Origin of the sequence: Acinetobacter beijerinckii CIP 110307, from assembly GCF_000369005.1 — a bacterium.
GTDB classification, from domain to species: domain Bacteria; phylum Pseudomonadota; class Gammaproteobacteria; order Pseudomonadales; family Moraxellaceae; genus Acinetobacter; species Acinetobacter beijerinckii.
Window position 1 is genome coordinate 394547 of record NZ_KB849766.1, and the last position, 22882, is coordinate 417428.

Here is a 22882-nt window from a genome sequence, read left to right on the forward strand (position 1 = left end):
TCTTTAAAATTTTTTTGGAAGAAGGAAGATCATGTCTCAGCTTTCTACAATCATTGAGCAAGCATTCGAAGACCGTGCAAACTATAGCGCAACGGACTGCCCAACAGAAATCCGTCAAGCTGTAGAAGAAGCATTAACAGCTTTAGATAACGGTACACTTCGTGTTGCTGAAAAAATCGATGGTGAATGGGTTGTTCATCAATGGTTAAAAAAAGCAGTTTTACTTTCATTTAAACTGAATGATAACAAGCCAATCGAAGCTTGTGATCTTCGTTTCTATGACAAAGTAGATACTAAATACGCTGGCTGGACTGAAGAACAGTTTAAAGCTGCTGGTGTTCGTGTTGTACCGCCTGCTGTTGCTCGCCGTGGTAGTTTTCAAGCGAAAAATGTGATCTTGATGCCTTCTTATGTCAACATTGGTGCTTATGTTGATGAAGGTACAATGGTTGATACATGGGCAACTGTTGGTTCATGTGCACAAATCGGTAAAAATGTTCACTTGTCAGGTGGTGTAGGCATCGGTGGTGTATTAGAGCCATTACAAGCTAACCCAACAATTATTGAAGATAACTGCTTCATCGGTGCACGTTCTGAAATCGTTGAAGGTGTGATCGTAGAAGAAGGTTCTGTAATTTCAATGGGCGTTTTCATTGGTCAATCAACCAAAATCTTTGATCGTGAAACTGGTGAAGTACATTACGGACGTGTTCCAGCAGGTTCTGTAGTTGTTGCGGGTAGCCTTCCATCAAAATGTGGTACTTATAGTCTTTATGCTGCAATCATCGTGAAAAAAGTGGATGCGAAAACTCGCGCGAAAACCAGCTTGAACGATTTATTACGCGCAGACTAATTTGTAATATTTATTGCGGAACTGCCTGTTCCCCATCTCTACGATCAGTCATGGTCGTAGAGATTTTGTTTTTATGTAACATGCTACTTGTTTAGCATCTGTTTGTGGTAACTGCTTATGGCTTCCTTACGTTCTTCTGCAATTCCTGTCTCAGATCCTGCGGCTGGTTTACGCATTACAGAGATCTTTTATTCTTTGCAAGGCGAAGCGAATACTTTTGGCTTACCAACGGTTTTTATTCGTTTAACAGGCTGTCCATTACGTTGCAGTTATTGCGATACCACTTATTCGTTTGAAGGTGGCGAACGTCAGTCACTTGAACAGATTATTGAAACTGCTAGCCAACATAAAACACCTTATATTTGTGTTACTGGCGGCGAACCACTTGCTCAACCCAATTGCTTGATCTTGTTACAGCGTTTGTGTGATCTTGGTTTTGAAGTTTCTCTAGAAACAAGCGGCGCATTAGATGTATCTAAAGTTGATCCGCGTGTTTCTAAAGTTCTTGATTTAAAAACGCCAACTTCTAATGAAGATCATCGTAATTTATTTACCAATATCGACTATTTAACTCAACACGATCAGATTAAATTTGTGATTTGTAATCGTGCTGACTATGAATGGTCAAAACTGCAACTTGAAAAATTGCAGTTGCAAGACAAAGTCAGTACCGTTTGGTTCTCTCCTGCTTTTGCTGTTGAAAAAGGTGCAGTTGCTCTCCCAGCATTTGCATGTGACTTAGCCCAGTGGATTTTAGAAGACCATCTCCCTGTTCGATTCCAATTGCAGTTACATAAGTTGTTATGGAATGACGAATCTGGTCGTTAAAAGTTCCTAAAGCAATTTTAATCAATCATTGCTTTCATCAAATTTATTTTAGGTTGAATAATGGAAAATAATATGCGTTCTCGTGCCATCGTATTATTGTCTGGCGGCTTAGACTCAACAACGTGTCTTGCTTGGGCACAGGCAAATTATGAATGTATCGCTTTAAGTTTTATGTATGGTCAACGTTCGACCACAGAACTTGATGCTGCTAGAGCATTAGCACAACGTGCGGGTGTTGAACATCGTGTCATTAACATTGATTTAGGTAATTTAGGCGGTTCTGCGCTTACAGATCATAACATTGATGTTCCAGAACAATTACAAGAAGGCATTCCTGTAACTTATGTTCCAGCACGTAACACTATTTTCTTATCTTATGCCCTTGCAGCAGCAGAAGTTTTTGACGCAAAAGCCATCGTAATTGGTATCAATGCTGTTGATTATTCAGGATATCCAGATTGTCGTCCTGAATTTATTGACGCTTTTGCCAATCTCGCGCGTTTAGCAACGAAAGCGGGCGTTGAAGGAAAACCCCTTAAAATTGAAACACCTTTGTTACATTTATCCAAAGCGAATATTATACGCTTAGGTATCGAACATGGCGTAGACTATAGTCAAACGGTATCCTGCTATCAGGCAGATGCTCAAGGACGTGCATGTGGTAAGTGCGACAGTTGTCGTTTACGTCAACAAGGTTTTATCGAAGCAGGTATTGCGGATCCTACGCGCTACGCTGAATAACCGATATAGGGTAAAAATTAGGTACATTATATGAAGTTTTCTAAATCAAATCTTATTCTTTCTACAATGATGTCAGCTGCTGCTTTATTCGCAACGGCAACGCATGCAGCTGATAACCCATTGCAAGCTGCATATAAAAGTACCAATGTGAAATCTGCATTAGTCAATGTTTGTAAAGATCAAACAGCTAAAGGCGGAAAACTTACAGCGGCTGAAGTAAGCAAGTTCTGTGGTTGTCAAATTGATGCGCAAGGTAAAGTGACTGAAGCTCAGAAATGGGAAATTCAAAGCGCAATCAACGCGAAGAAAAGTCCAAGTTCTTTAGGTTTTGTTCAACAGCAAAATAAAGACTTACAAGCATGTCTAGGTGCTCCATTAGTATCTAAGTTAGAAAAACTAACTGAAGAAGCAATGAAAGCTGCTCAACAACAAGCTCCTAAAAAGTAAGCTTGTATTGCTGAAAACAAAGCCTGCATTTATGCGGGCTTTTTTATTGGGGTTTGCTAAAATCTCTTTTACTTTGAATCAATTGAATAACACCATGCAAGATCAATGGAAAACTAATGCCGAACAACGGAAATCAATCGTATCTTTTAGTGGTGGCAAAGATAGTTCCCTCGCCTTATATCACGCCATGCAAACAGGTACTGTGATTGGACTGATTGTAATGCTAGAAGAACAAGGTCAACGCTCACGCTCACACGCAATGCCACTGGATATTATCCGTGCTCAAGCTGATGCGATTGGTTTACCTGTTTATATGACATCATCGAGTTGGGCTGATTATGAAAGTAAGTTTATTGCACTGCTCAATCAAGCAAAACAACAAGGTGCTGAAGTACTGGTCACTGGTGATTTAGACATGCCTGAACATGGCTGCTGGCATGATCAGGTGACTCAGCAAGTGGGACTAAAATTGGGCATGCCACTGTGGTTGCGCCCACATAAAGAAGTGGTAGAAGAGTTCATCAATCTTGGTTTTCGCAGTGTTATCGTGACCGTCAATCTTAAACTCGGTATGAAAATCGAAGATTTAGGCAAAATCCTAACTCTGGAGTACATCCAAGAGTTAGAAAATCGTGGCATTGATCCATGTGGCGAAGGTGGTGAATTTCACACCACAGTGATTAATGGTCCCATTTTTAACAAAGCTATTCCTGTAAGTCGGGGTGAAATTGTTTATCATGAAGAATACGCATTTTTACCACTTGAATTAGAGCAACGATAACGTTTATTGAAGGATGAAAAATGTCAGAAAATATTCAATTACCGAATCAAATTTTCTCAACGACTCAAGGTGAAATAAACTTAACCGAACTCCAAAGTGAATGGTTAGTTTTATACTTCTATCCTAAAGACTCAACACCTGGTTGTACGACTCAAGCTGTTGGATTTTCTTGCTTAAAAGATCAGTTTGATGCCTTAAATTGTCAAATTATTGGTGTATCACGAGATTCAGTTAAAGCACATCAAAACTTCACTGAGAAACAGTCGCTTAGCATTGATTTAATTAGTGATAAAGAAGAAGTCTTATGCAAACACTTTGATGTTATTAAAGAGAAAAATATGTATGGCAAACAAGTCATGGGTATTGAACGTTCAACCTTTATTTTTCACAACAAACAATTAGTGAAAAGCTATCGCAAAGTTAAAGCAGCTGGGCATGCTGAACAAGTACTCGAAGACCTAAAAACCTTACAAACCGCATAAATATGTTGGGTAACAAAAAAGCGAGTTTCATACTCGCTTTTTTGTTATGGGAAAATTGCTCACTGCTTGGACCTTAGCGTATGATGAAAAGATTAAAATAATTAAAGACATTAAAAATGAATTATCGCAGACCACTCTATTTGTTTCCTTTATTTTTTATACTCTCTGCTTGTAATACTAATGCACCACAAACCGCAACGGCAGAAGAAAACTTAGTCTCTGTAACACAGATTCAAATTGCAACAACAGAAATCCGTTGCCAAGATATACAAAATCCTGCTTATCAACAAATGATTATGAATACGATTAATGAGATTCGGCAACAAGGACGGCAATGTGGCAAACAATATTTTGCTGCTGTTGCGCCATTAAAATGGAATCAGAACTTATATCACAGTGCTGTTGCTCATACTAAAGATATGGCAAGCCATGCTTTTCTCGGGCATATCAGCACAACAGGATTAGATTTAAAGATCCGATTAAAACAATACGGTTTCAAAGGTAAAGGTGGTGGTGAGAATGTCGCACGAGGACAAAAAAATTTAAATGAAGTCATGGCGGTCTGGCTTGCTAGCCCTGTGCATTGTAGTAATTTAATGCATCCCAAATTTACAGATTATGCGGTCGCCTGTTCATTAGATCAAACCGCCAAACAAAAGAGTTACTGGACTCAACAGTTTGGTGTTCGTTAATAAGGAATAAACATGCAAAATGGTTCAATCATCCCTATTTTTCGTATCTTTGATATTGAACTCGCACGATCATTTTATCTAGATTACTTAGGTTTTCAAATCGACTGGCAACATATATTTGGGGATAACTTCCCTGTTTATCTACAAATTTCCAAAGATGATTGTATTCTTCATTTATCTGAACATTTTGGTGATGCGAGTCCACATAGCGCAATTCGTATTTACTGGGAAAATCTGAGTTTGTTAAAAAATGAACTTGAGGTTAAGGATTATAAGTTCGCTAAACCTCAAGTTGAAAAAAACAGATTGGGAAACTTTAGAACTAAGTGTAACTGATCCCTTTTCCAATCGAATTATCTTTTGGGAAGATGCTTAATTAATCCGCTAAAAGTTGATAATGAAAGACTTTAGAAATAATTTTCCACTTACCCTGCTTTTGTACCAATGTCAGTGCATCATAAAAATATTTAGGTTCAATCACACATTCAACATGTACCATCGCTAACTGATCATGAATCAAATTGATCGCAATAACCTTATCTTGTCTTAATTGGTTTTGAGATGCGGGTGAAATACGCTTTTCAACAATAGAGAAATAACTATCCATATCTAACTTAAGCATCGGATCATCCGTAGCGTTGATATAAGTTGCATCGGAATGAAATACGTCCTGCAATTTATTCACATCACAAAAGTACAAACCATCAAAGTATTTTTCGAGCTGCAGTTGAATCTTAGTTATCGAATTATTTTCCATCTTATTTACCTATTCTTTGTCTATTGCGTATGGTCGAAACTGATTCGCCTGCCACACCCCAGTTATCTGTATCAACTTCATCAATGACCACAAATGTTGTAGCTGGATCTTTATGAAGCACCCGAACCACTAAATCTGTAGCCTCTTGAATCAACTGTTGTTTCTGTGCAGTAGTGACATTTTCTTTAGTAATTTGAATTAAAATATAAGGCATGTGGATCTCCTTTTATAATTTTATAGATGGTAAGAATACTAAGATGCTTCGGCTGCTATTGCGTCTTGAACCGTTTGACGACGAGCAATTCGCTGCATAAAAGCTGTTAAATGAATAAAATGCTCAAGATCAAATCCAATAAAGTCAGCCCAGCGTGTCACCACAAACAGATAAATATCAGCAATGGTAAAATTACTTCCCGTTAAATAGTTTTGCCCGTCTAACTGTTGATCAACCCATGCATAGTGTTTATTTAAAATCGTACTAAAGATAGTTTTAGATTCTTCGCCATAGGATTCATGGAAAAATGGTGAATATGCTTTATGAATTTCTGAAGCAATAAAATTCATCCAAGAAAGTGTTTGATAACGCTCTGGGGTATTTATTTCAGGTAATAAATCCTTACGTTCGAATTGATCAACAAGAAACTGACTAATCACAGCACCTTCCGTTAAAAAAGAACCATCTTCAAGCTGTAATACAGGTACTTGTCCTTTTTTATTGAGTCTATAAAAGTCCTCACCCAGTTGAGTTAAATGCTGTTGCAAATCGACTTTGATTAAATCAAATGGAAGCCCAAGCTCTCTTAAAACGATATGTGGGGCTAAAGAACAGGCATTTGGTGAATAGAACAATTTCATAAAAATAACTCCATACAAGGTATGGGAATCATCTTATTGTTTACTTTTATGTGCTTAAATAGCTTACAACTCAAATCATTTTTTACATGGTGTAATGAATGAATCACCCTCTAAAACGGATGATGTTTAGTAGCGTCGAATTGTTTTGCTTAGTAGCAGAATATGAAAGCTTTTCTAAGGCAGCCTTACATGCAGGTGTGAGTCCAGCAGCGGTCAGTCGCTCCATTGCTCGATTAGAGAAGCATTTAGCGACCCCACTGTTTGTAAGAACGACTCGACAAGTCCGTTTAACCGCGCAAGGGAAAATCTATTTTGATGAATGTAAGCAAGCGCTGAATCAAATTTTAGAAGCAGAACAGCAACTCAAAAATCAAACACAGCAACCCTTTGGTTTAATTCGTATTAGTGTTCCAACACCATATGGACACTATCGCATCCTCCCGTTATTGGCAAAGTTTTCACAGCAATATCCAAGCATCAAAGTAGATGTTCAACTCACCAATAAAAATGTGGACTTTATAGCAGAAGGATATGATCTGGCGATTCGTGGACGACATTTTGCTGATTCAAATTTGATTGCACGGCAACTAGAACAGGCTGAACTGATTGTAGTGGCGTCGCCTGAGTATTTAAAACAATTCGGTACACCGCAAAGCCTTGAAGATTTACAGCATCATCAATGCATTCAATTTGTTCTCCCTAGCACGGGGAAAAATGTTCCGTGGCTATTTACCACGAATCAACAAATAATTGAATATCAAAGTGCGGGAAATATTCGTTGTCTAGACGATATTTTAGGCACGGTTACACTGGCAAAACATAGCGCTGGTTTATTACAAACCTATCGTTTTATTGTAGAAAATGAGCTTAAGAATGGAGATTTGATTGAAGTGCTTACCGAATTTTCAGGCACTTCACGCCCATTTTCTTTAGTTTATCCATCAAAAAAACACGAATCTTTCCATATTCGTGTTTTCATCGATTTTCTACTTAAAGAACTAAAATCTTAAAAACATTCATCCAAATTACTTTTATCACCCTCAAGATATTTACGCTGCAATTCCGCATAGACTTTTGTATTTTTAAATTCAGTCAGAAATTTAATCGTGCCTTTAGGGAAAAATTCGGTTTGAATCTCACCTCGATAATAAGCTTCTCGCATAGGCGTGGCCGAAATTGAATCCTTTAAACTATCCAACTCAACCATTTCCCATTCAGGAAATAAAGCTAAATAATACGAAGATTCATCTTTAAAGTGACCAATCAAACCTACTTTTGCATTTGGCTGAACCACTTGATTAACCAAGGTTTTGACTTGTTTGACCCATTTTTCATCGTTATATACATCAACTACATGCACGAAATGAATCCGTTTCTGATCATCTTCTGAAAAATTAGACAGAATCATTTGCTCACGTTCATGGGCTAAAAATGGATTTTTGATATTCCGTTCTGATTGTGCTGAACCTAATGCCAATACCACGTTCTGACTTTGCTGTAACGCAATTTCAATGGTTTGTAGATGTGCCAAATGAAAAGGCTGAAAGCGTCCAATAAAAACAAGATAGTCAAATGTGTACATAGGCGTAATTTCACTTTTTGTGAACTCATCAGTTGCACTATGTAACGCAAATATGCGACATAATGAGAGCACTTTAAAAATCAATCTGGATTAAAGCAAGGATAGTACGATGACACTTAGCTGTATTCAACAACCTCATCAACATTTGCAAGCAAATTTAGAAGATGGCGTACTCACCTTAGCCATTAACCGTTCAGAAGCCAAAAATGCACTCTACGGTGAACTTTATCTTTGGATTGCAAAAGCATTAGATGAAGCTGATACAAATAAAGATGTACGTGTTGTGATTTTTCGTGGTGCAGAACAAGATTTTACTGCGGGTAATGATATGAAAGACTTCATGGGCTTTATGCAAAAGCCATATGAAGGCAAAGCAGGCGATCAACCTCCATTTGTATTATTAAAAGCTGCGGCTCGTTTTTCTAAGCCACTGATTATTGGGGTGAAAGGCGTAGCGATTGGTATTGGTGTAACAATCCTATTACATGCTGATATCGTATTTGCAGACAATACTGCCCTATTCCAAATTCCATTCGTAAGCTTAGGTCTTTCTCCAGAAGGGGCTGCGAGTCGTTTATTAGTGAAGCAAGCAGGTTATCAAAAAGCGGCTGAATTATTATTCACAGCGAAGAAATTTGATGCTGCAACAGCTGTGAAAGCAAATCTCGTAAATGATGTAGTTGAAGATGTTTATGCAACAGCTCAAAAAACAGCTCAACATTTAGCAGCATTACCTTTAGCATCTCTAAAACAAAGTAAAGCATTGATGAAACAAGATTTAGCTGAAATTATTGCATGTGTCGATGAAGAAGCTGAGATCTTTATGCAGCGTGTACGTTCACCTGAAATGATGGAAGCTGTACAAGCATTTATGCAAAAACGTAAGCCTGACTTCTCACAGTTCAATTAATACATTGCACTATTTTTCTATAAACCACTTAGTCAACACTGGATGGTTTTTTTATTTAACGTCCCAATATTAACAACAAACTTATAGGAACATTTATTCTCATGTCTGAACAAAATCAAACCGAAAAAAAACGCTATTTCGAACCTGCCCCTCAAGATATTGATGTTGCCAATTTCCGTAAAGTCATTGAAAGCCGTCGTTCAGTACGTAAGTTCACGGATAAACCGATTCCAGCTGAAGTTTTAGATGATTGTTTAGATTTAGCATTACTTGCACCAAACTCATCAAACTTACAGCCTTGGACATTCTATGTGGTGCAAAATCCAAGCAAGAAAAAACAACTGGTTAAAGCGTGTTTAGGACAACTTGCTGCTAAAACTGCATCAGAATTGATCGTATGTGTCGCTAGAACAGATCGTGTTGATGAAATGGCAAAACTAAATATCACTGAGTTTCCATTTCCCGAAGCGCCACCAGCAGTTCAAAAGTATTACCGTTTTATTCCCTACAACTATAAAACAGGTTATTTCAATGCATTAGGTAACTTTAAAAAAGTTGCATTTAAAGTAGCACGTACTCTCGATAAACAACTTCCTGTGACTGCATTTAACCCTGCCGATGCCAAATTATGGGCAACTAAAACCACAGCTTTAGCCTGTGAAAATCTTGTATTGGCATTACGTGCTTATGGTTTTGATAGTTGCATGATGGAAGGTTTTGATGAACCTTCGGTTCGTAAAATTTTAAAATTAAATGATCAACAGTATCCTGTGATGGTGATTGGTGCAGGTGAACGTGCCAAAGATGGCGTGTTCTTCCCGCAATATCGTTTTGACCGTGATTTATTTATTCAAAAAGTATAATTATTCAATATCTAATATTTGGATAAACTCAAAGGCAGGCTCTTCATAAGGATGGCTTGCCTTTAATGCCTTTGCCACAACACTGGCTTTTTCTTCAGGCACAATCGTCTCTACACGCCATTCTTCAAGCTGCTCTAATTCGTCTAATTGCCCTAAAAACGGATTTGCACCTTTAACAGGCTTAAACTGCCCTGTTCCTTTCACTTGCCAAGCACAATGCTCATAATTTCCAATACCACCTGCACCAGCGTCAAAGATAGCAAGTTTGGTTGATTCAAGGTGTGATTCAGGCACATAATAAATAAGTTTTAGCATATTCATAATGAATTGATCTTTATCTAATCATCAATCATAAGCTTAAAAACAATGAAATATCAAAGCGAAATATTCATCACTAGGTAACTAACAGCAATGAATACAACTTGGATAGCAACCGTTAAGCCAAACCAAAACCAACCTTTATCTTTGCTAGGGATTGTTCCCATGTGATTTGCATTTTTCATCATGTTGTTCTCCGATTCTTATGATCATTATTGAGAAAGCAAAAATTGAACCATTTTTTCAAAGTAAAAATTAATATGAATCTATTTTCCTAAATTTTTACTTCTTAAATTAATTATTCCAAATTATATTAATAATATATTACTAAATTCTTCGATTTCAAAATATGAGCAACTCTTTCCAATCTCAATGGGATCAATTCTATCCCAACAACCTCCCAATTTCTCACCTACTTAAGCACTACTTTCCACAATCTTGGTTAAGAATCCATAGTCTGCCCGAATCAAAAAGGTATGCGGATACGCCTGCCGAATATGAATTGTTATTAAATCGACATAATGAAATTATTACAGATTGTTTTGGGGAAAATACCTCTATCTTTATAGTTTCAGGTCACTATTTTAGTCAGCCCTCTAATGATGAAGATTATGAACCTGTATTTGTGCTTCCTCCTTACCTATTTCATGCAGAAAAAAGCATTAATCTAAAACAAGTAAACCTTGAAGATTTTTATGAAGAAGGTGAAGATTATTTTTTTAGACCATTTTCTACAGAAACAACTTGGCAAACTAATCAACACAATGAGCTATTAATAAAGATCGCTGATGATGAGGTTCGAGCTTTTATGCTTTCTTTTGAGCAGAACATCATAGTTGCACCCTATGATGGAGGTATTGATTTTATTATTTTTAACGAAGCAAAAAGGAATGCTTTAAGGGATAAATATAAAGATTGGCTTTCACCAAGAGAAGATGGGCTTTAGTACCATTAGATAATTAAAATCTTTTTCAGAAATGATAACGCCCCTTGAAAAGTTTCATGCCAATCTTCTCTAGGTTTCTGATGTAACGGAAACCAAAAGAATTCAAAATTTAAACCACCGCCATCATGACAATGATGTACCCAAGTCTCTGATAATTCAGCCAGCGTTTCACATAAATAGAAATGCCAATCTTGATGATTAGATTTGAGCATAAAACTTCCTATAAACTTAGGGTTTGGTTCAGCTGTCAGACCTGCTTCTTCAAATAACTCACGAATTGCAGCTTCATCATATTTTTCTCCTTGCTCTATTGTCCCTTTAACTAATTGGCTCCCTGCAAGTGGATGCCGAAAAGCTAATATTTCCAAACCTTGCGTTGGATGTCTTATAATTACAGGGACAACTTTTTTCATGTTTTTTCTCTAAGAAAGCCTAAAATTCAGCTTGAGTAGTAATTTATCTTAGGTCTATAAGTTTAACCACCTACACGCTCTAAAACTTTTACATATCGCTTCTCATATATTGTCATCGTAAAAGCCAAACCACATAAAATCACAAAACCACATGTCATTGGAATTAATGTAGCATCATAAAGTTGCCCAATGATCGAAGCGAGAATCAAAGAAAGTATTGATGATGATGCCCCGATAATCGCTGAAGCCATCCCTGCGACATGCCCCATCGGCTCCATAGCGATTGCATTTAAATTACCAAATAATGTTCCGAACAATAAAAATAGAATGCATGCATACAACATAAACATCCAAAAAGAAATCTGAACGCCAACAAGCTGAATAATCAGGAATATCAAAGAAATTAAACATAAACCTAAGAAACCATAAATACAAATTGGACGCATGCCAAACCTCATTACGATTCTAGAGTTAGTAAATGAAGCAATCCCCATCACACCTGCTAACACAGCAAAATAAGCACTAAACTCTGCACCTGTTTTACCAAATTGCTGCATAAAAATTTGTTGTGAAGTTCCTAAATAACCAATAAACCCACCAAAACAAAAGCCAGCACACAATAGATAGCTCATGGTGGTTTTATTACTCACCACTTCCTTAAAACCATCTTTGAATGCTTGTACACGCATAGGTAAACGATTTTCTGGAATTAAGGTTTCTTCTAAACGTAATGCAACCCATAACCCAACGATGGTGGCATAAACCATATATAAAACAAAAATATCTCGCCATTCAAAGAAATGAATAATCAATTGCCCTAAACTTGGTGCAACAGCAGGTGCAACCATGAATACCATCATGATCAAAGACATGATGCGTGCCATTTGAGCACCGCTATATTTGTCCCGAACAATGGAAATGGAGGCTACATAAGGTCCAGAAACCCCTATTCCTTGAATAAATCGCCCAACTAAAAACCATTCAAAACTTTGTGTGGAATAACACAACAAGCTTCCTAAAAAGTAGATTAGGATGCCTGTAAATAAAATCCGTTTACGTCCAATCGCATCCGATAATGGTCCTGCAATCAGCTGACCTAAGGTCATTCCAGAAAAAATTGTGATGATGACCCATTGTGCTTGATTATCACTTTGTAAAATAAAAACTTTTCCGATCTCACCTAAAGCTGGTAATACGGCATCAATTGAGAAAGAAACGATCGACATTAATAATGCCATCAACAAAGCAAATTCTTGAAAATGGATTTTTGATTTCATTATTTTTCTCTATCAAGACCACGAATTGAATTTTAACTGCCCTAAACGAATAAACCACCTTGCGGTGGTTGGTACAGCTTAATGGTAGTAAATGATCAATGCAATCCTCTTTCTAAATCGAGCATAGACGCTGATGGTTAAAAATAGAGATCACTTATAAGATTTAAAAACTCGACTAGATCAATACTTTTGTAAATCTCTTATTTTTCTAAAAGTTGGTATTTGAGTTGAATAGACTCTTTTATCGAAGCTGAAGCATAGATTTTATTTTCATCACTTACATTTTCTGTAGCACATCCAACTTCGATTGTTGACTGTGGTGCATATAGTTTAGAAAAACTATCAGCTTTGCTGTAAATCCGATTTTCTATAGAGCTCGAAAATGCATTTACTTTGTGTGTTTGCGGAAAGATTAAACTACTTTTCATCTCACTTGCAGTATTAAACACTTTAAAATTTATACAACCCTTTGCAAGCATAAGTTCGGATGCTCTCAATAATGCAAAATCAGTTGCACGTTGTTCGGATGTCTTTTCATTACCTTTAACGCTGACTCTATAGTGATTTTGAGATAATTCTTTTTCTGCAAATCCTTGCTGGCCTAATAAGCTATTAGGTTGGTATGCAGTCGAACATCCTGTTAATAGCATAGATAAAATCAGTATTTTTTTCATCATAGTTACTCCCCATCAAGCGAAGAAGAATAGCACATAAAATCAATAAAATTTAAAATAATATTTATTATCAATAGCTTATTTTTAATACCCTTGTGAAATTTATTCTTCTGCAAAATCGACAACTTGCCAAAAAAAATGCCACTAAAAAAGTGGCATTTTCACTCATCGGTTGTTTAATTAACCAATAAATTTACGCGCGTTACGGAACATACGTAACCAAGCACCATCTTCAGCCCAATCTTCAGGCTTCCAAGAATGCTGTAAAGCACGGAAGTTACGTTCTGGATGCGGCATCATCACTGTTGCACGACCATCTTTAGAGGTTTGACCTGTAATCGCTTCAGGTGAACCATTCGGGTTCAATGGATAATGTTGAGTTGGGTGACCCAAACTGTCTACATAACGCAAGATGACTTGATTATCTGCATTTAAAGCAGCAAGTTGCTGTTCGGTTGCAACTAAACGACCTTCACCATGCGCAACCGCGATTGGTAAAATCGAACCTTGCATATCTTCAAGCAATACAGAAACTGATTTCTCTACACGAACATTCACGGCACGTGCTTCAAATACTTCTGATGTATTGCGGTGGAAACGGCCCCAATGTTCTGCACCTGGAATCAGTGGTGCAAGTTGCGACATCATTTGACAGCCATTACATACGCCTAAGCTGAAAGTGCTCTCACGATGGAAGAACTGTTCAAACTGATCACGTAATTTCGGGTTGAACAATACTGATTTCGCCCAGCCACCACCAGCACCCATTACGTCACCATATGAGAAGCCACCACAAGCCACTAAACCTTCAAAATCGCTCAAGCTCACACGACCTGCAAGTAAATCACTCATGTGTACATCGATGGTATTGAAGCCGACTTTGTCAAAAGCAGCTGCCATTTCAACATGACCATTCACACCTTGCTCACGCAAGATTGCCATGTTTGGACGACGTGTATTGATAAACGGCGCTTCAACTGGCTCATTTAAGTCATAAGTTGGTTGAGCAATTAAACCTTTATGGTTTTTATCTGCAATTAAGGCAAATTCTTGATCAGCTGTTTCAACGTTGTCACGTAAACGTTGGATCTGATGTGAAACTTCAGCCCAAGCTTGTTGTAATTCAGCACGCTCAAGTGTTAAACCATTTACAACCAATTGATCAGTTGTATTGACACGACCAACAACTGCAATAGCATCTTTCAAGCTAGATGTCGCAACTTCAACTTCTAACTGCGCCCAATCAGCAGCAGTAATTTGAAGTACAGCACCAATTTCTTCAGCAAATAAGCTTTCAGTACTTTGGTTTTCTAAAGCCACACCTAAACGCGATGCGAACATCATTTCAGCAACAGTCGCCAATAGACCACCATCACCGATGTCATGGTAAGCTTTGATCACACCACGATTGTTCCAGTCTTGAATTAAGGCAAAGAATGCTTTGAAGTCATCAAAACTATCAACATCAGGGGTAACTGAACCGATTGCTTTATATACTTGTGCAAGGATTGAACCACCTAAACGGAATTGACCTTTAGATAAATCAATACGTACAAGCACTGAGTCTTCTAAATTCTTAAGTTCTGGTGTTAATGTTTTACGTACATCTAAAACTGGTGCAAATGCAGTGATCACGCCTGTCATTGGAGAAGTAACGGCTTTATCTTCGCCATCATTCCAAGTAGTACGCATTGAAAGTGAATCTTTACCGACAGGAATGGCAATGCCTAAAGCAGGACACATTTCCATACCAATCGCTTTGACACCTTCAAACAAGGCTTGATCTTCACCTTTTTGACCAGCAGCAGCCATCCAGTTTGCAGAAAGCTTGATATCACTGATTTGTTCGATGTTAGCACATGCAATATTGGTAATCGCCTCAGCAACTGCTAAACGCGCAGAAGCTGCTGGATTTAACAATGCAACAGGTGGACGTTCACCCATTGCCATTGCTTCACCCGTGAAGCCTTGTAAGCTAGTTGTCGTCACTGCTGCATCTGCCACAGGCACTTGCCAACGACCCACCATTTGATCACGTGCAACCATACCAGTAATCGAGCGGTCACCAATGGTGATCAAGAACGATTTAGATGCCACTGTAGGATTCTTCAATACGCGGAAAATCGCATCTTTCAAATCAACTTTTGCAGCATCAAAGTCATTACCTTTACGCTCAATCGTTTCATACGAACGTTGCATACGCGGTGTACCGCCTAAGATCACCTGCATTGGGATATCAACAGGCTTGTTCTCAAACAACGGATCTTCAACAGTTAAGTGACGCGCTTCAGTCGCTTCACCAAGCACCGCAAACGGACAACGCTCACGTGCACAAATTTCTTCAAACTGTTCTAAAGACTCTGGACGAATGGCAAGTACATAACGTTCTTGTGCTTCATTTGACCAGATTTCCATCGGGCTCATGCCTGGCTCTAATGATGGAATTTTACGGAGGTTAAGCACTGCACCTAACTCATGATCATTTACAAGTTCTGGCATTGCATTGGATACACCACCCGCACCCACATCATGTACAGACACGATTGGGTTAAAGTCTTCTAAGCGCCAGCACGTATCGATGACTTCTTGGCAACGGCGTTCCATTTCTGGGTTTTCACGTTGTACAGAAGCAAAATCTAAGCTCTCGCCCATAGTACCGCTGTCTACAGAAGACGCTGCACCACCGCCAAGACCGATCAACATTGCAGGGCCGCCCAATACAATGAGCAAGTCACCCGGTTGGATCGCATCTTTTTCAACATGGTCAGGACGAATGTTACCGTAACCACCAGCGATCATGATTGGCTTATGGAAGCCTTTCACGTCACCATTGACATTCTGTTCAAAGGTACGGAAATAACCATTTAATGCAGGGCGACCGAATTCGTTGTTAAACGCAGCACCACCCAATGGACCTTCAATCATGATTTGTAATGGCGATGCCATACGTGAAGGTTTACCGTAGTTTTCTTCCCAAGGTTGTTCAAAACCAGGGATATTTAAGTTTGAAACGGTGAAGCCTGTTAAACCTGCTTTTGGTTTACCACCACGACCCGTTGCACCTTCATCACGGATTTCACCGCCCGAACCTGTTGCAGCACCTGCAAATGGAGCAATTGCAGTTGGATGGTTGTGTGTTTCAACCTTCATTAGAATATGAGCAGCTTGACTCTTATATTTATAAACGAAGTGACCATTTTCATCCGCTTTCGGATAAAAACGCATAGTGTCATAACCTACAATCACAGAAGCGTTATCTTTATATGCTGATAACACATCCGTTGGAGATTCTTTATAAGTATTTTTAATCATTTGGAACAATGATAATGGCTGTTTTTCACCATCAATTGTCCATTCAGAACCAAAGATTTTATGACGACAGTGTTCAGAGTTTGCTTGTGCAAACATCATCAATTCGATGTCATTTGGATTACGACCGAGTTTGGTAAATGCTGCAACTAAATAATCAATTTCTTCGTAAGAGAGCGCAAAACCAAATTCATTATTGGCTTTCACTAACGCTTCTTTACCTTGACTCAAAATATCAATTGAGTTCAATGGTTTCGGCGCTGTTTCTAAGAATAAAGCTTTTGCATCATCAATCTGAGCAAAAACACTCTCTGTCATACGGTCATGTAAAGCCAATTTCACTTCATTTGAAATCTCTTTCACACCTTTCAAGGTGAATAACAGACCACGTTCTAAACGATGAATAGGCGTATTACAGTTTTGGAAAATATCTGTTGCTTTAGATGACCACGGAGAAATTGTGCCAACACGCGGTGTCACTAAAATTTGGATTTCATCACTTGCAGCTTGGCGAAGTTCGAAAGATTTACCATCGTTTAAAAGTTGTAATGCCGATTGATGTTGCTGCTCGTTGAGCGCTTGATCAAACAAATAAACCCACTGGCTGTCAAAAGATTGAACAGAACTCATTGACGCTAAACGGTTTAAGAGTTGAGCTTTCTTAAAAGAAGAATGTGCTGACGCACCGGCCACGATAAACATGTTGACTTTGGCTCCACGGGCGGGTCTAACGAACCTACCACAATGTGACTTATGAGAGAGCGCATATTCTACTGTGAAAGCCTCTTTTCAGCTAGCCATATCCAACTTAAAAATCAGAGTTTTCGACGATGAATGCTTTAATTCTGTCTCACTTGATTGGTTTTACTTTATTCGTAACAATTCATTTAACGTGATACATATATCAATTTTCCAACCTATGACTTTCCTTTTCTAGAAATAACAAGCATTTTTTAAGAATTGATCATTCAAAGCACTAGTCTTGTGTATTCCATCTTCACGAATTAATGAGAGTTGTGTGTGCATAAATAACGTTTTATATTGAATGATGTCTAAGAAAATTTGCATACTTTGACTGCTTAAACACATAGTGTTCAGTTTCTCCATTCCTAATTTAAAGTAATTGAAACTATTTCTTCTGTGTTTTGAATAAACTGATCTGAAAATTTAATATTCAGATGATTTAGCTTAGTCAAATGATTATTAAATACAAAATTATAAACGATGACCCACCTATCTAAGACAACTTGTGTCGCCCGACTCTAGTGCTTTAATCTTTTTTTTGGCATCATGAACCTGAACTCATAGTGAATAATGATGAATGGAACAAATGCGTTGGGTAGAGTTGCTTTCTGCAATTCGTTTAGGTAGCAAAAAAAGTAGTACTGAATTGGCTCGAAGCCCATTCCACAAAGATTATGACAGAATTATATTTTCTCAAAGCTTCCGTCAACTAAATAGAAAAACACAGGTTCATCCACTCACTCAACATGATGGAATTCATACACGATTAACTCATTCGCTTGAAGTCTCTTGTATTGGTCGTTCACTTGGCATGTTAGCCGCAGAAAAAATCAAAGATGAATTACCGATGTGGATTTCTCCCGCAGATGTTGGTGCGATCATTCAAGCGGCATGTTTAGCTCACGATATTGGCAATCCGCCATTTGGTCATGCAGGTGAATATGCCATTCGTGAATGGTTTGATGATGCATCACATAGAGACTTTCTAACTAAACTGACTCCAGAAGAAGCAGCCGATGTGCGTCAATTTGAAGGCAATGCGCAAGGACTTCGTCTTCTCAGCCGTATTGACTACCATCCTGATGATGGTGGTATGCGCCTCACCTGCGCGACACTAGGTGCTTACTTAAAATATCCATGGCTTTCAAAGACTATTGAAGAACAAGGTGACACGCCATCGCATCAACGTGACAAGTTTGGTTGTTATCAATCTGAAAAAGAAATTTTAAAACAACTTGCAGAACAACTCGGTCTCATTCAACTCGGCGATTATCATTATTGTCGTCACCCACTCACTTATCTATTAGAAGCAGCAGATGATATTTGTTACGCACTGATAGATTTAGAAGATGGCATTATTCTAAACATGCTGAGTTATGAAGAAGTTGAGCCTATTTTCCTGAACCTAATTGCTGACTTTGGTCGTCCAGAAGAATTACATTTACCTCACACGACTTGGCAGCAAAAAATTGCGGCTTTGCGTGGGCGTGTCATGAAGCGTTTGGTTGATGAAGTGACCACTGCTTTTGCAAAAAAACATTATGAAATTATTACAGGGCAACTCAAAGGAAGCCTTTTGCAGTATTGCTCATCAGATATTGAAACAGGTATTCAAACGGCGAAAAATCTTGCACGTGATCGAATTTTTGAACATCCACAAAAGTCGGGTTTAGAAATTATTGCGCATCAAAGCTTACAAACGATTTTGGATGCTTTTATTCCTTTGACTATGCCGCACAAAACATTAAGCTTTAAAGAACAACGTTTAATGTCAATTTTGCAGCATTCAGGGGTAAATCTGCAAAACAACCACTATAATAATATTATGCAAGTCCTAGATATCATTAGTAAGTTTTCTGACCATCAAGCTTATAACTTGGCACAAGAGTTACAAGGTAATAAAGTTGGGTTCTTTTAATGCTTGGGCGGCATATAGATAATGGCGTTTATCTATCAAGTTTTATTTATCTTGATCAATGGGTTAAATGCCCTAAATGTAATCAGCCAAGTCTCTTAAAATATCATAAACCTCAAGCGCCTGAAAAAAACAGGTATCAAGGTACATTTTTTCTGAGCTGTTTAAATTGCGCTTATCAAATTAACCCAAACCAAAATCATGATACTCCTCAGCTTCATAATGGACATTATGAAGCAACAACATACCAACGCTGCCAAAAATGTGGTGGAGTCTGGTTGAGAGCAAAGCAAAAATTGCTGAATGTAGGCTCATTACCCCCATTTATTCGGGCAAGGTGTCGCCTTTGCCAACATATATCAAAGTTTGAGCAATATGGACTAAATTTCATTTTAGATCAAAACATCGGCTACACCTTTTACGGCTTAGAGCTCTATTTAAAAACCCAAACTCAGCATGGCGTGATTTCTGTTTATAATATTGAACACTTAAAAGAACTCAAAACATTTATTCAAGCTGGGTTACGAGAGCGAACCTCTCAAACTGGAAATGGTAGTTATTTTTCCCGCTTACCTGCTTGGATAAAATCCACACGAAATCGTAAAGAAATTCTAAAAGCCATTTTGCGTTTAGAAGAAATGGCATCTACTATTCAACCATTAACAAAATAAGTGAAAGACTCGATGATCGGATGTTTAATTGGCGAAGTGTTTGCCTTAGAAGCCCCAACTGTATTACTCAATGTAAATGGTGTGGGCTATGAAATTGATACGCCACTTTCAACATTCTGCCAATTGCAAAAAGGACAGAAAGTCACTTTATGGACACATTTGGTCGTTCGTGAAGATGCTCAACAATTTTATGGATTCATTGACGCACAAGAAAAAATCATTTTCCGTACTTTGCTTAAAGTAAATGGTGTCGGACCTAAAATGGCGCTTGGTATCCTTTCAACCCTGAGCATTGATATGTTAATCCATACTGTTGAAAACGGTGATGTCAAAACATTAGTTAAAGTTCCAGGTGTGGGTACTAAAACCGCTGAACGCTTAATGATTGAATTACGTGATCGCTTCAAAGCATTTTCAACCAATTCAACTCCAAATAATTCAACATCAACTCAAATTCAATTTACAGCAAACTCAGCTGTTGCTGAAGCAGAAGCTGCTTTACAATCTTTAGGCTATAAACCGCTTGAAGCACAAAAACTGATTCAATCAGTGAAAGCAGATTTTACTGAAGCCAGTGATATCATTCGTGCAGCACTAAAATCATTGAATAAATAAAGACAGACTGAAGTTATTATGCAAGACCGTTTAATCAGTGGTTCTGAAAAACCAGAAGATCATTTTGATCGTGCGATTCGCCCAACATCCCTAGCTGATTATATTGGTCAGCCTGTGGTTCGTGAGCAGATGGAAATCTTTATTGGCGCTGCTCGTGGACGTGGTGAAGCTTTAGATCACACACTGATTTTTGGTCCACCGGGTTTAGGTAAAACGACCTTAGCCAATATTATCGCCCGTGAAATGGGGGGTAATTTAAAATCGACTTCGGGTCCAGTTTTAGAACGTGCTGGTGATTTGGCAGCAATGTTGACCAACTTAGAAGAAGGCGACGTTCTATTTATTGATGAGATCCATCGTCTTTCACCTGTTATTGAGGAAATTCTCTATCCAGCAATGGAAGATTATCAACTCGATATTATGATCGGTGAAGGACCAGCTGCGCGTTCAATTAAGCTTGATTTGCCTGCATTTACTTTGGTCGCTGCAACCACACGTGCAGGATTACTCACCTCTCCTTTACGCGATCGCTTTGGTATTGTGCAGCGCTTAGAATTCTATTCAGTTGAAGATTTAACGCATATTGTTACTCGTTCAGCCAATTTAATGGATGTGCCAATTACTAAAGAGGGTTCAACAGAAATTGCTCGCCGTGCACGTGGTACACCACGTATAGCCAATCGCTTGTTGCGTCGTGTAAGAGACTATGCTCAAGTTAAAGGAACTGGTGAAGTCACACAAGATATGGCTCAACGTGCTTTGGATATGCTCAATGTCGATAAAGATGGTTTAGATACTTTAGATCGCCGTTATTTATCTATGCTCTTAGAACGTTTTGAAGGACGACCGACTGGTGTTGAGGCCTTAGCCGCAGCAATGGCTGAAGATAGTGGAACACTTGAAGATGTGATTGAACCCTATTTAATTCAACAAGGTTATGTCATGCGTACTGCTCGAGGTCGTATTGCAACCAATATGGCTTATTTACAATTTGGTATGACTCCACCCGAATCATAAATATAGATAAATCATGACTCAAACCCAAGATGAACAATAGCTTATAGAAAGAATTAAAGTATCGTATCAAGAGATTATTTCTGATTTACCGTCTATCGAAGCATTGCCGCGAAATGTTAAGTTCTCAGAATATAGTAACGAACAAATACGTTTATTAGATGCGCTTCTCAAGGGGAATTCTGCTCTATCACTCTCTTGCCAATTTTTAAATGCAAACCCACAGACTGTTTCTTTTCCTAGAGAACAGCTTGAACAATTCAATATCACATCGCATTTAGATTGGTCTCTCACAACACTTAATTTTGACCGTCCACACGCTGCATTCTTTATTTCATTGTATTTTCAAGATGATTTAAAGCAAATAATTGAGGAGCATCACACACCTCGTCAACCAATACTAAGTTTTAAAAACTTGGTAATTCTATTGACCAGTTTGTGTATGCTCGGTATTTCATTTTACTTGTTTAATCAAGCTCAAAAATGGCTAGTCTTTATCATTTTTGCAGTTGGTTTTTTAGGTTTATGCCTGCTCTACGACACTATAAAAAATTACATCCAATACAATAAAGTAAAATATGATCCTTTAAAAACATTGGATGTCGCAGGTTATTTTGCTGGACACCTAGAGGATTACGCATCACGGGTTTTAATCTTAGATAAAAATTCAAACGAATAGCTTGCTTGATCGCTTGTGCCATTTGCCCAAAAAATCAATATGCTAAACTGCGACACTAATCAATACCTCGTATCAAGAATGGATTTTTATCATGGCAAATCATTTTGAGTTCAACATTCGCGTATACATCGAAGATACAGATGCTGGTGGTATTGTTTACCACGCTAATCACATCCGCTTCATGGAGCGCACAAGAACCGAATGGTTACGCGCAGCAGGCGTAGATCACTATTGGCATCAACAAGATTACAACTTTGTTGTGCATCAAATTCAGGTCAAATATGTACGTCCAATATTAATGGATGATTTAATTACCGTTACAGCACGTGTTATTTCGTGTAAAGCCGCATCTTTTGTGTTGCAACAAAATATTTATCGTGGTGAAATCTTGCTGGCTTCTGGTGAGGTTACGTTGGCATGTTTAAACAAAGAGTTAATGCCACGTAGACTTCCCGAAGAAATTCGTGATCTAATTCAAAAAGAATTAGCACAGGACTAAAATAAACTTTCGGCACA

27 protein-coding genes and 1 pseudogene are annotated in these 22882 nt (G+C 38.1%); 18 read left to right on the forward strand and 10 right to left on the reverse strand.

The window, feature by feature from the left end; all coding sequences use genetic code 11:
* Nucleotides 1-31 precede the first annotated feature (31 nt).
* The 8 genes and pseudogenes from dapD to F933_RS15075 all read left to right on the forward strand — a co-directional run bounded on the left by dapD (nt 32) and on the right by F933_RS15075 (nt 5200).
* A complete protein-coding gene (dapD, locus tag F933_RS15040; RefSeq protein ID WP_004805724.1) occupies nt 32-853 on the forward strand; it encodes a 2,3,4,5-tetrahydropyridine-2,6-dicarboxylate N-succinyltransferase in 822 nt (273 codons plus the stop codon).
* Between the two features lie 117 nt (nt 854-970).
* A complete protein-coding gene (gene queE, locus F933_RS15045; RefSeq protein WP_005062603.1) occupies nt 971-1681 on the forward strand; it encodes a 7-carboxy-7-deazaguanine synthase QueE in 711 nt (236 codons plus the stop codon).
* A 72-nt stretch (nt 1682-1753) separates the two neighbouring features.
* On the forward strand, nt 1754-2422 hold the full coding sequence (queC, locus tag F933_RS15050) for a 7-cyano-7-deazaguanine synthase QueC (protein WP_212749955.1): 669 nt from the start codon (nt 1754-1756) through the stop codon (nt 2420-2422).
* 30 nt (nt 2423-2452) lie between these two features.
* Nucleotides 2453-2869, forward strand: coding sequence for a hypothetical protein (locus F933_RS15055; RefSeq protein ID WP_005062605.1), 417 nt, complete (start codon nt 2453-2455; stop codon nt 2867-2869).
* Nucleotides 2870-2963: 94 nt separating this feature from the next.
* Nucleotides 2964-3650, forward strand: coding sequence for a Dph6-related ATP pyrophosphatase (locus F933_RS15060; protein WP_034711136.1), 687 nt, complete (start codon nt 2964-2966; stop codon nt 3648-3650).
* Between the two features lie 20 nt (nt 3651-3670).
* Nucleotides 3671-4132, forward strand: coding sequence for a peroxiredoxin (locus tag F933_RS15065; RefSeq protein WP_005062607.1), 462 nt, complete (start codon nt 3671-3673; stop codon nt 4130-4132).
* 116 nt (nt 4133-4248) lie between these two features.
* Complete coding sequence (locus tag F933_RS15070) at nt 4249-4824, forward strand: CAP domain-containing protein (protein WP_005062608.1); 576 nt, start codon at nt 4249-4251, stop codon at nt 4822-4824.
* A 12-nt stretch (nt 4825-4836) separates the two neighbouring features.
* A pseudogene (locus tag F933_RS15075) lies at nt 4837-5200 on the forward strand (glyoxalase superfamily protein).
* Here the strand turns inward: F933_RS15075 and F933_RS15080 are convergent.
* Genes F933_RS15080 through gstA form a run of 3 tightly spaced genes read right to left on the reverse strand, consistent with a single transcriptional unit; the run spans nt 5201 to nt 6436 of the window.
* Complete coding sequence (locus F933_RS15080; protein ID WP_005062610.1) at nt 5201-5581, reverse strand: nuclear transport factor 2 family protein; 381 nt, start codon at nt 5579-5581, stop codon at nt 5201-5203. It lies immediately after the preceding pseudogene.
* A 1-nt stretch (nt 5582) separates the two neighbouring features.
* On the reverse strand, nt 5583-5795 hold the full coding sequence (locus tag F933_RS15085; RefSeq protein ID WP_005062611.1) for a tautomerase family protein: 213 nt from the start codon (nt 5793-5795) through the stop codon (nt 5583-5585).
* 38 nt (nt 5796-5833) lie between these two features.
* Entirely contained in the window at nt 5834-6436 is a 603-nt protein-coding gene (gene gstA / locus F933_RS15090; RefSeq protein ID WP_005062613.1) for a glutathione transferase GstA, read from the reverse strand.
* A 98-nt stretch (nt 6437-6534) separates the two neighbouring features.
* Between gstA and F933_RS15095 the strand changes: the two genes are divergently transcribed.
* Nucleotides 6535-7446 carry a LysR family transcriptional regulator gene (locus F933_RS15095; RefSeq protein WP_005062614.1) on the forward strand — a complete coding sequence of 304 codons (912 nt, stop codon included), beginning with the start codon at nt 6535-6537 and terminating at the stop codon, nt 7444-7446.
* On the opposite strand, the gene F933_RS15100 is transcribed toward F933_RS15095, so the two are convergent.
* Nucleotides 7443-8018, reverse strand: coding sequence for a nicotinate-nicotinamide nucleotide adenylyltransferase (locus F933_RS15100; protein WP_005062616.1), 576 nt, complete (start codon nt 8016-8018; stop codon nt 7443-7445). The two genes, F933_RS15095 and F933_RS15100, sit on opposite strands and share 4 nt — an antisense overlap.
* 109 nt (nt 8019-8127) lie before the next feature.
* Between F933_RS15100 and F933_RS15105 the strand changes: the two genes are divergently transcribed.
* Nucleotides 8128-8928 (forward strand): enoyl-CoA hydratase-related protein, encoded by an 801-nt coding sequence (locus tag F933_RS15105; protein WP_005062617.1) that lies wholly within the window; start codon nt 8128-8130, stop codon nt 8926-8928.
* Between the two features lie 101 nt (nt 8929-9029).
* Nucleotides 9030-9791 carry a nitroreductase family protein gene (locus F933_RS15110; protein ID WP_005062618.1) on the forward strand — a complete coding sequence of 254 codons (762 nt, stop codon included), beginning with the start codon at nt 9030-9032 and terminating at the stop codon, nt 9789-9791.
* On the opposite strand, the gene F933_RS15115 is transcribed toward F933_RS15110, so the two are convergent.
* Nucleotides 9792-10106: a YqfO family protein gene (locus tag F933_RS15115; RefSeq protein WP_034711211.1), complete on the reverse strand. Its 315-nt coding sequence runs from the start codon at nt 10104-10106 to the stop codon at nt 9792-9794.
* Nucleotides 10107-10165: 59 nt separating this feature from the next.
* Complete coding sequence (locus F933_RS17485; RefSeq protein ID WP_005062620.1) at nt 10166-10297, reverse strand: KGW motif small protein; 132 nt, start codon at nt 10295-10297, stop codon at nt 10166-10168.
* 161 nt (nt 10298-10458) lie between these two features.
* On the opposite strand from F933_RS17485, the gene F933_RS15120 reads away from it, so the two are divergent.
* Nucleotides 10459-11055, forward strand: a complete 597-nt coding sequence (locus tag F933_RS15120) for a DUF3885 domain-containing protein (protein ID WP_005062621.1) — start codon at nt 10459-10461, stop codon at nt 11053-11055.
* 5 nt (nt 11056-11060) lie between these two features.
* Here the strand turns inward: F933_RS15120 and F933_RS15125 are convergent, their stop codons facing one another.
* The 4 genes from F933_RS15125 to purL all read right to left on the reverse strand — a co-directional run bounded on the left by F933_RS15125 (nt 11061) and on the right by purL (nt 17430).
* Nucleotides 11061-11468: an NUDIX hydrolase gene (locus F933_RS15125; protein WP_005062623.1), complete on the reverse strand. Its 408-nt coding sequence runs from the start codon at nt 11466-11468 to the stop codon at nt 11061-11063.
* Between the two features lie 62 nt (nt 11469-11530).
* Nucleotides 11531-12745: a multidrug effflux MFS transporter gene (locus tag F933_RS15130; protein WP_005062624.1), complete on the reverse strand. Its 1215-nt coding sequence runs from the start codon at nt 12743-12745 to the stop codon at nt 11531-11533.
* Between the two features lie 200 nt (nt 12746-12945).
* On the reverse strand, nt 12946-13422 hold the full coding sequence (locus F933_RS15135) for a CC0125/CC1285 family lipoprotein (RefSeq protein WP_005062625.1): 477 nt from the start codon (nt 13420-13422) through the stop codon (nt 12946-12948).
* Between the two features lie 177 nt (nt 13423-13599).
* Nucleotides 13600-17430 (reverse strand): phosphoribosylformylglycinamidine synthase, encoded by a 3831-nt coding sequence (gene purL / locus F933_RS15140; RefSeq protein ID WP_005062626.1) that lies wholly within the window; start codon nt 17428-17430, stop codon nt 13600-13602.
* Nucleotides 17431-18049: 619 nt separating this feature from the next.
* Between purL and F933_RS15145 the strand changes: the two genes are divergently transcribed.
* The 6 genes from F933_RS15145 (at nt 18050) to ybgC (ending at nt 22865) form a co-directional block, all read left to right on the forward strand.
* Nucleotides 18050-19390, forward strand: a complete 1341-nt coding sequence (locus tag F933_RS15145; protein WP_005062629.1) for a deoxyguanosinetriphosphate triphosphohydrolase — start codon at nt 18050-18052, stop codon at nt 19388-19390.
* Nucleotides 19390-20058 (forward strand): hypothetical protein, encoded by a 669-nt coding sequence (locus F933_RS15150; protein ID WP_005062630.1) that lies wholly within the window; start codon nt 19390-19392, stop codon nt 20056-20058. The genes F933_RS15145 and F933_RS15150 overlap by 1 nt, the downstream gene beginning before the upstream one ends.
* Before the next feature lie 12 nt (nt 20059-20070).
* Nucleotides 20071-20673, forward strand: a complete 603-nt coding sequence (gene ruvA / locus F933_RS15155; RefSeq protein ID WP_005062632.1) for a Holliday junction branch migration protein RuvA — start codon at nt 20071-20073, stop codon at nt 20671-20673.
* Nucleotides 20674-20691: 18 nt separating this feature from the next.
* Entirely contained in the window at nt 20692-21690 is a 999-nt protein-coding gene (ruvB, locus tag F933_RS15160) for a Holliday junction branch migration DNA helicase RuvB (protein ID WP_005062635.1), read from the forward strand.
* A gap of 103 nt (nt 21691-21793) precedes the next feature.
* Entirely contained in the window at nt 21794-22366 is a 573-nt protein-coding gene (locus tag F933_RS15165; RefSeq protein ID WP_005062636.1) for a hypothetical protein, read from the forward strand.
* Between the two features lie 91 nt (nt 22367-22457).
* Nucleotides 22458-22865: a tol-pal system-associated acyl-CoA thioesterase gene (gene ybgC / locus F933_RS15170; protein ID WP_004661168.1), complete on the forward strand. Its 408-nt coding sequence runs from the start codon at nt 22458-22460 to the stop codon at nt 22863-22865.
* The last annotated feature ends 17 nt before the right edge of the window (nt 22866-22882 follow it).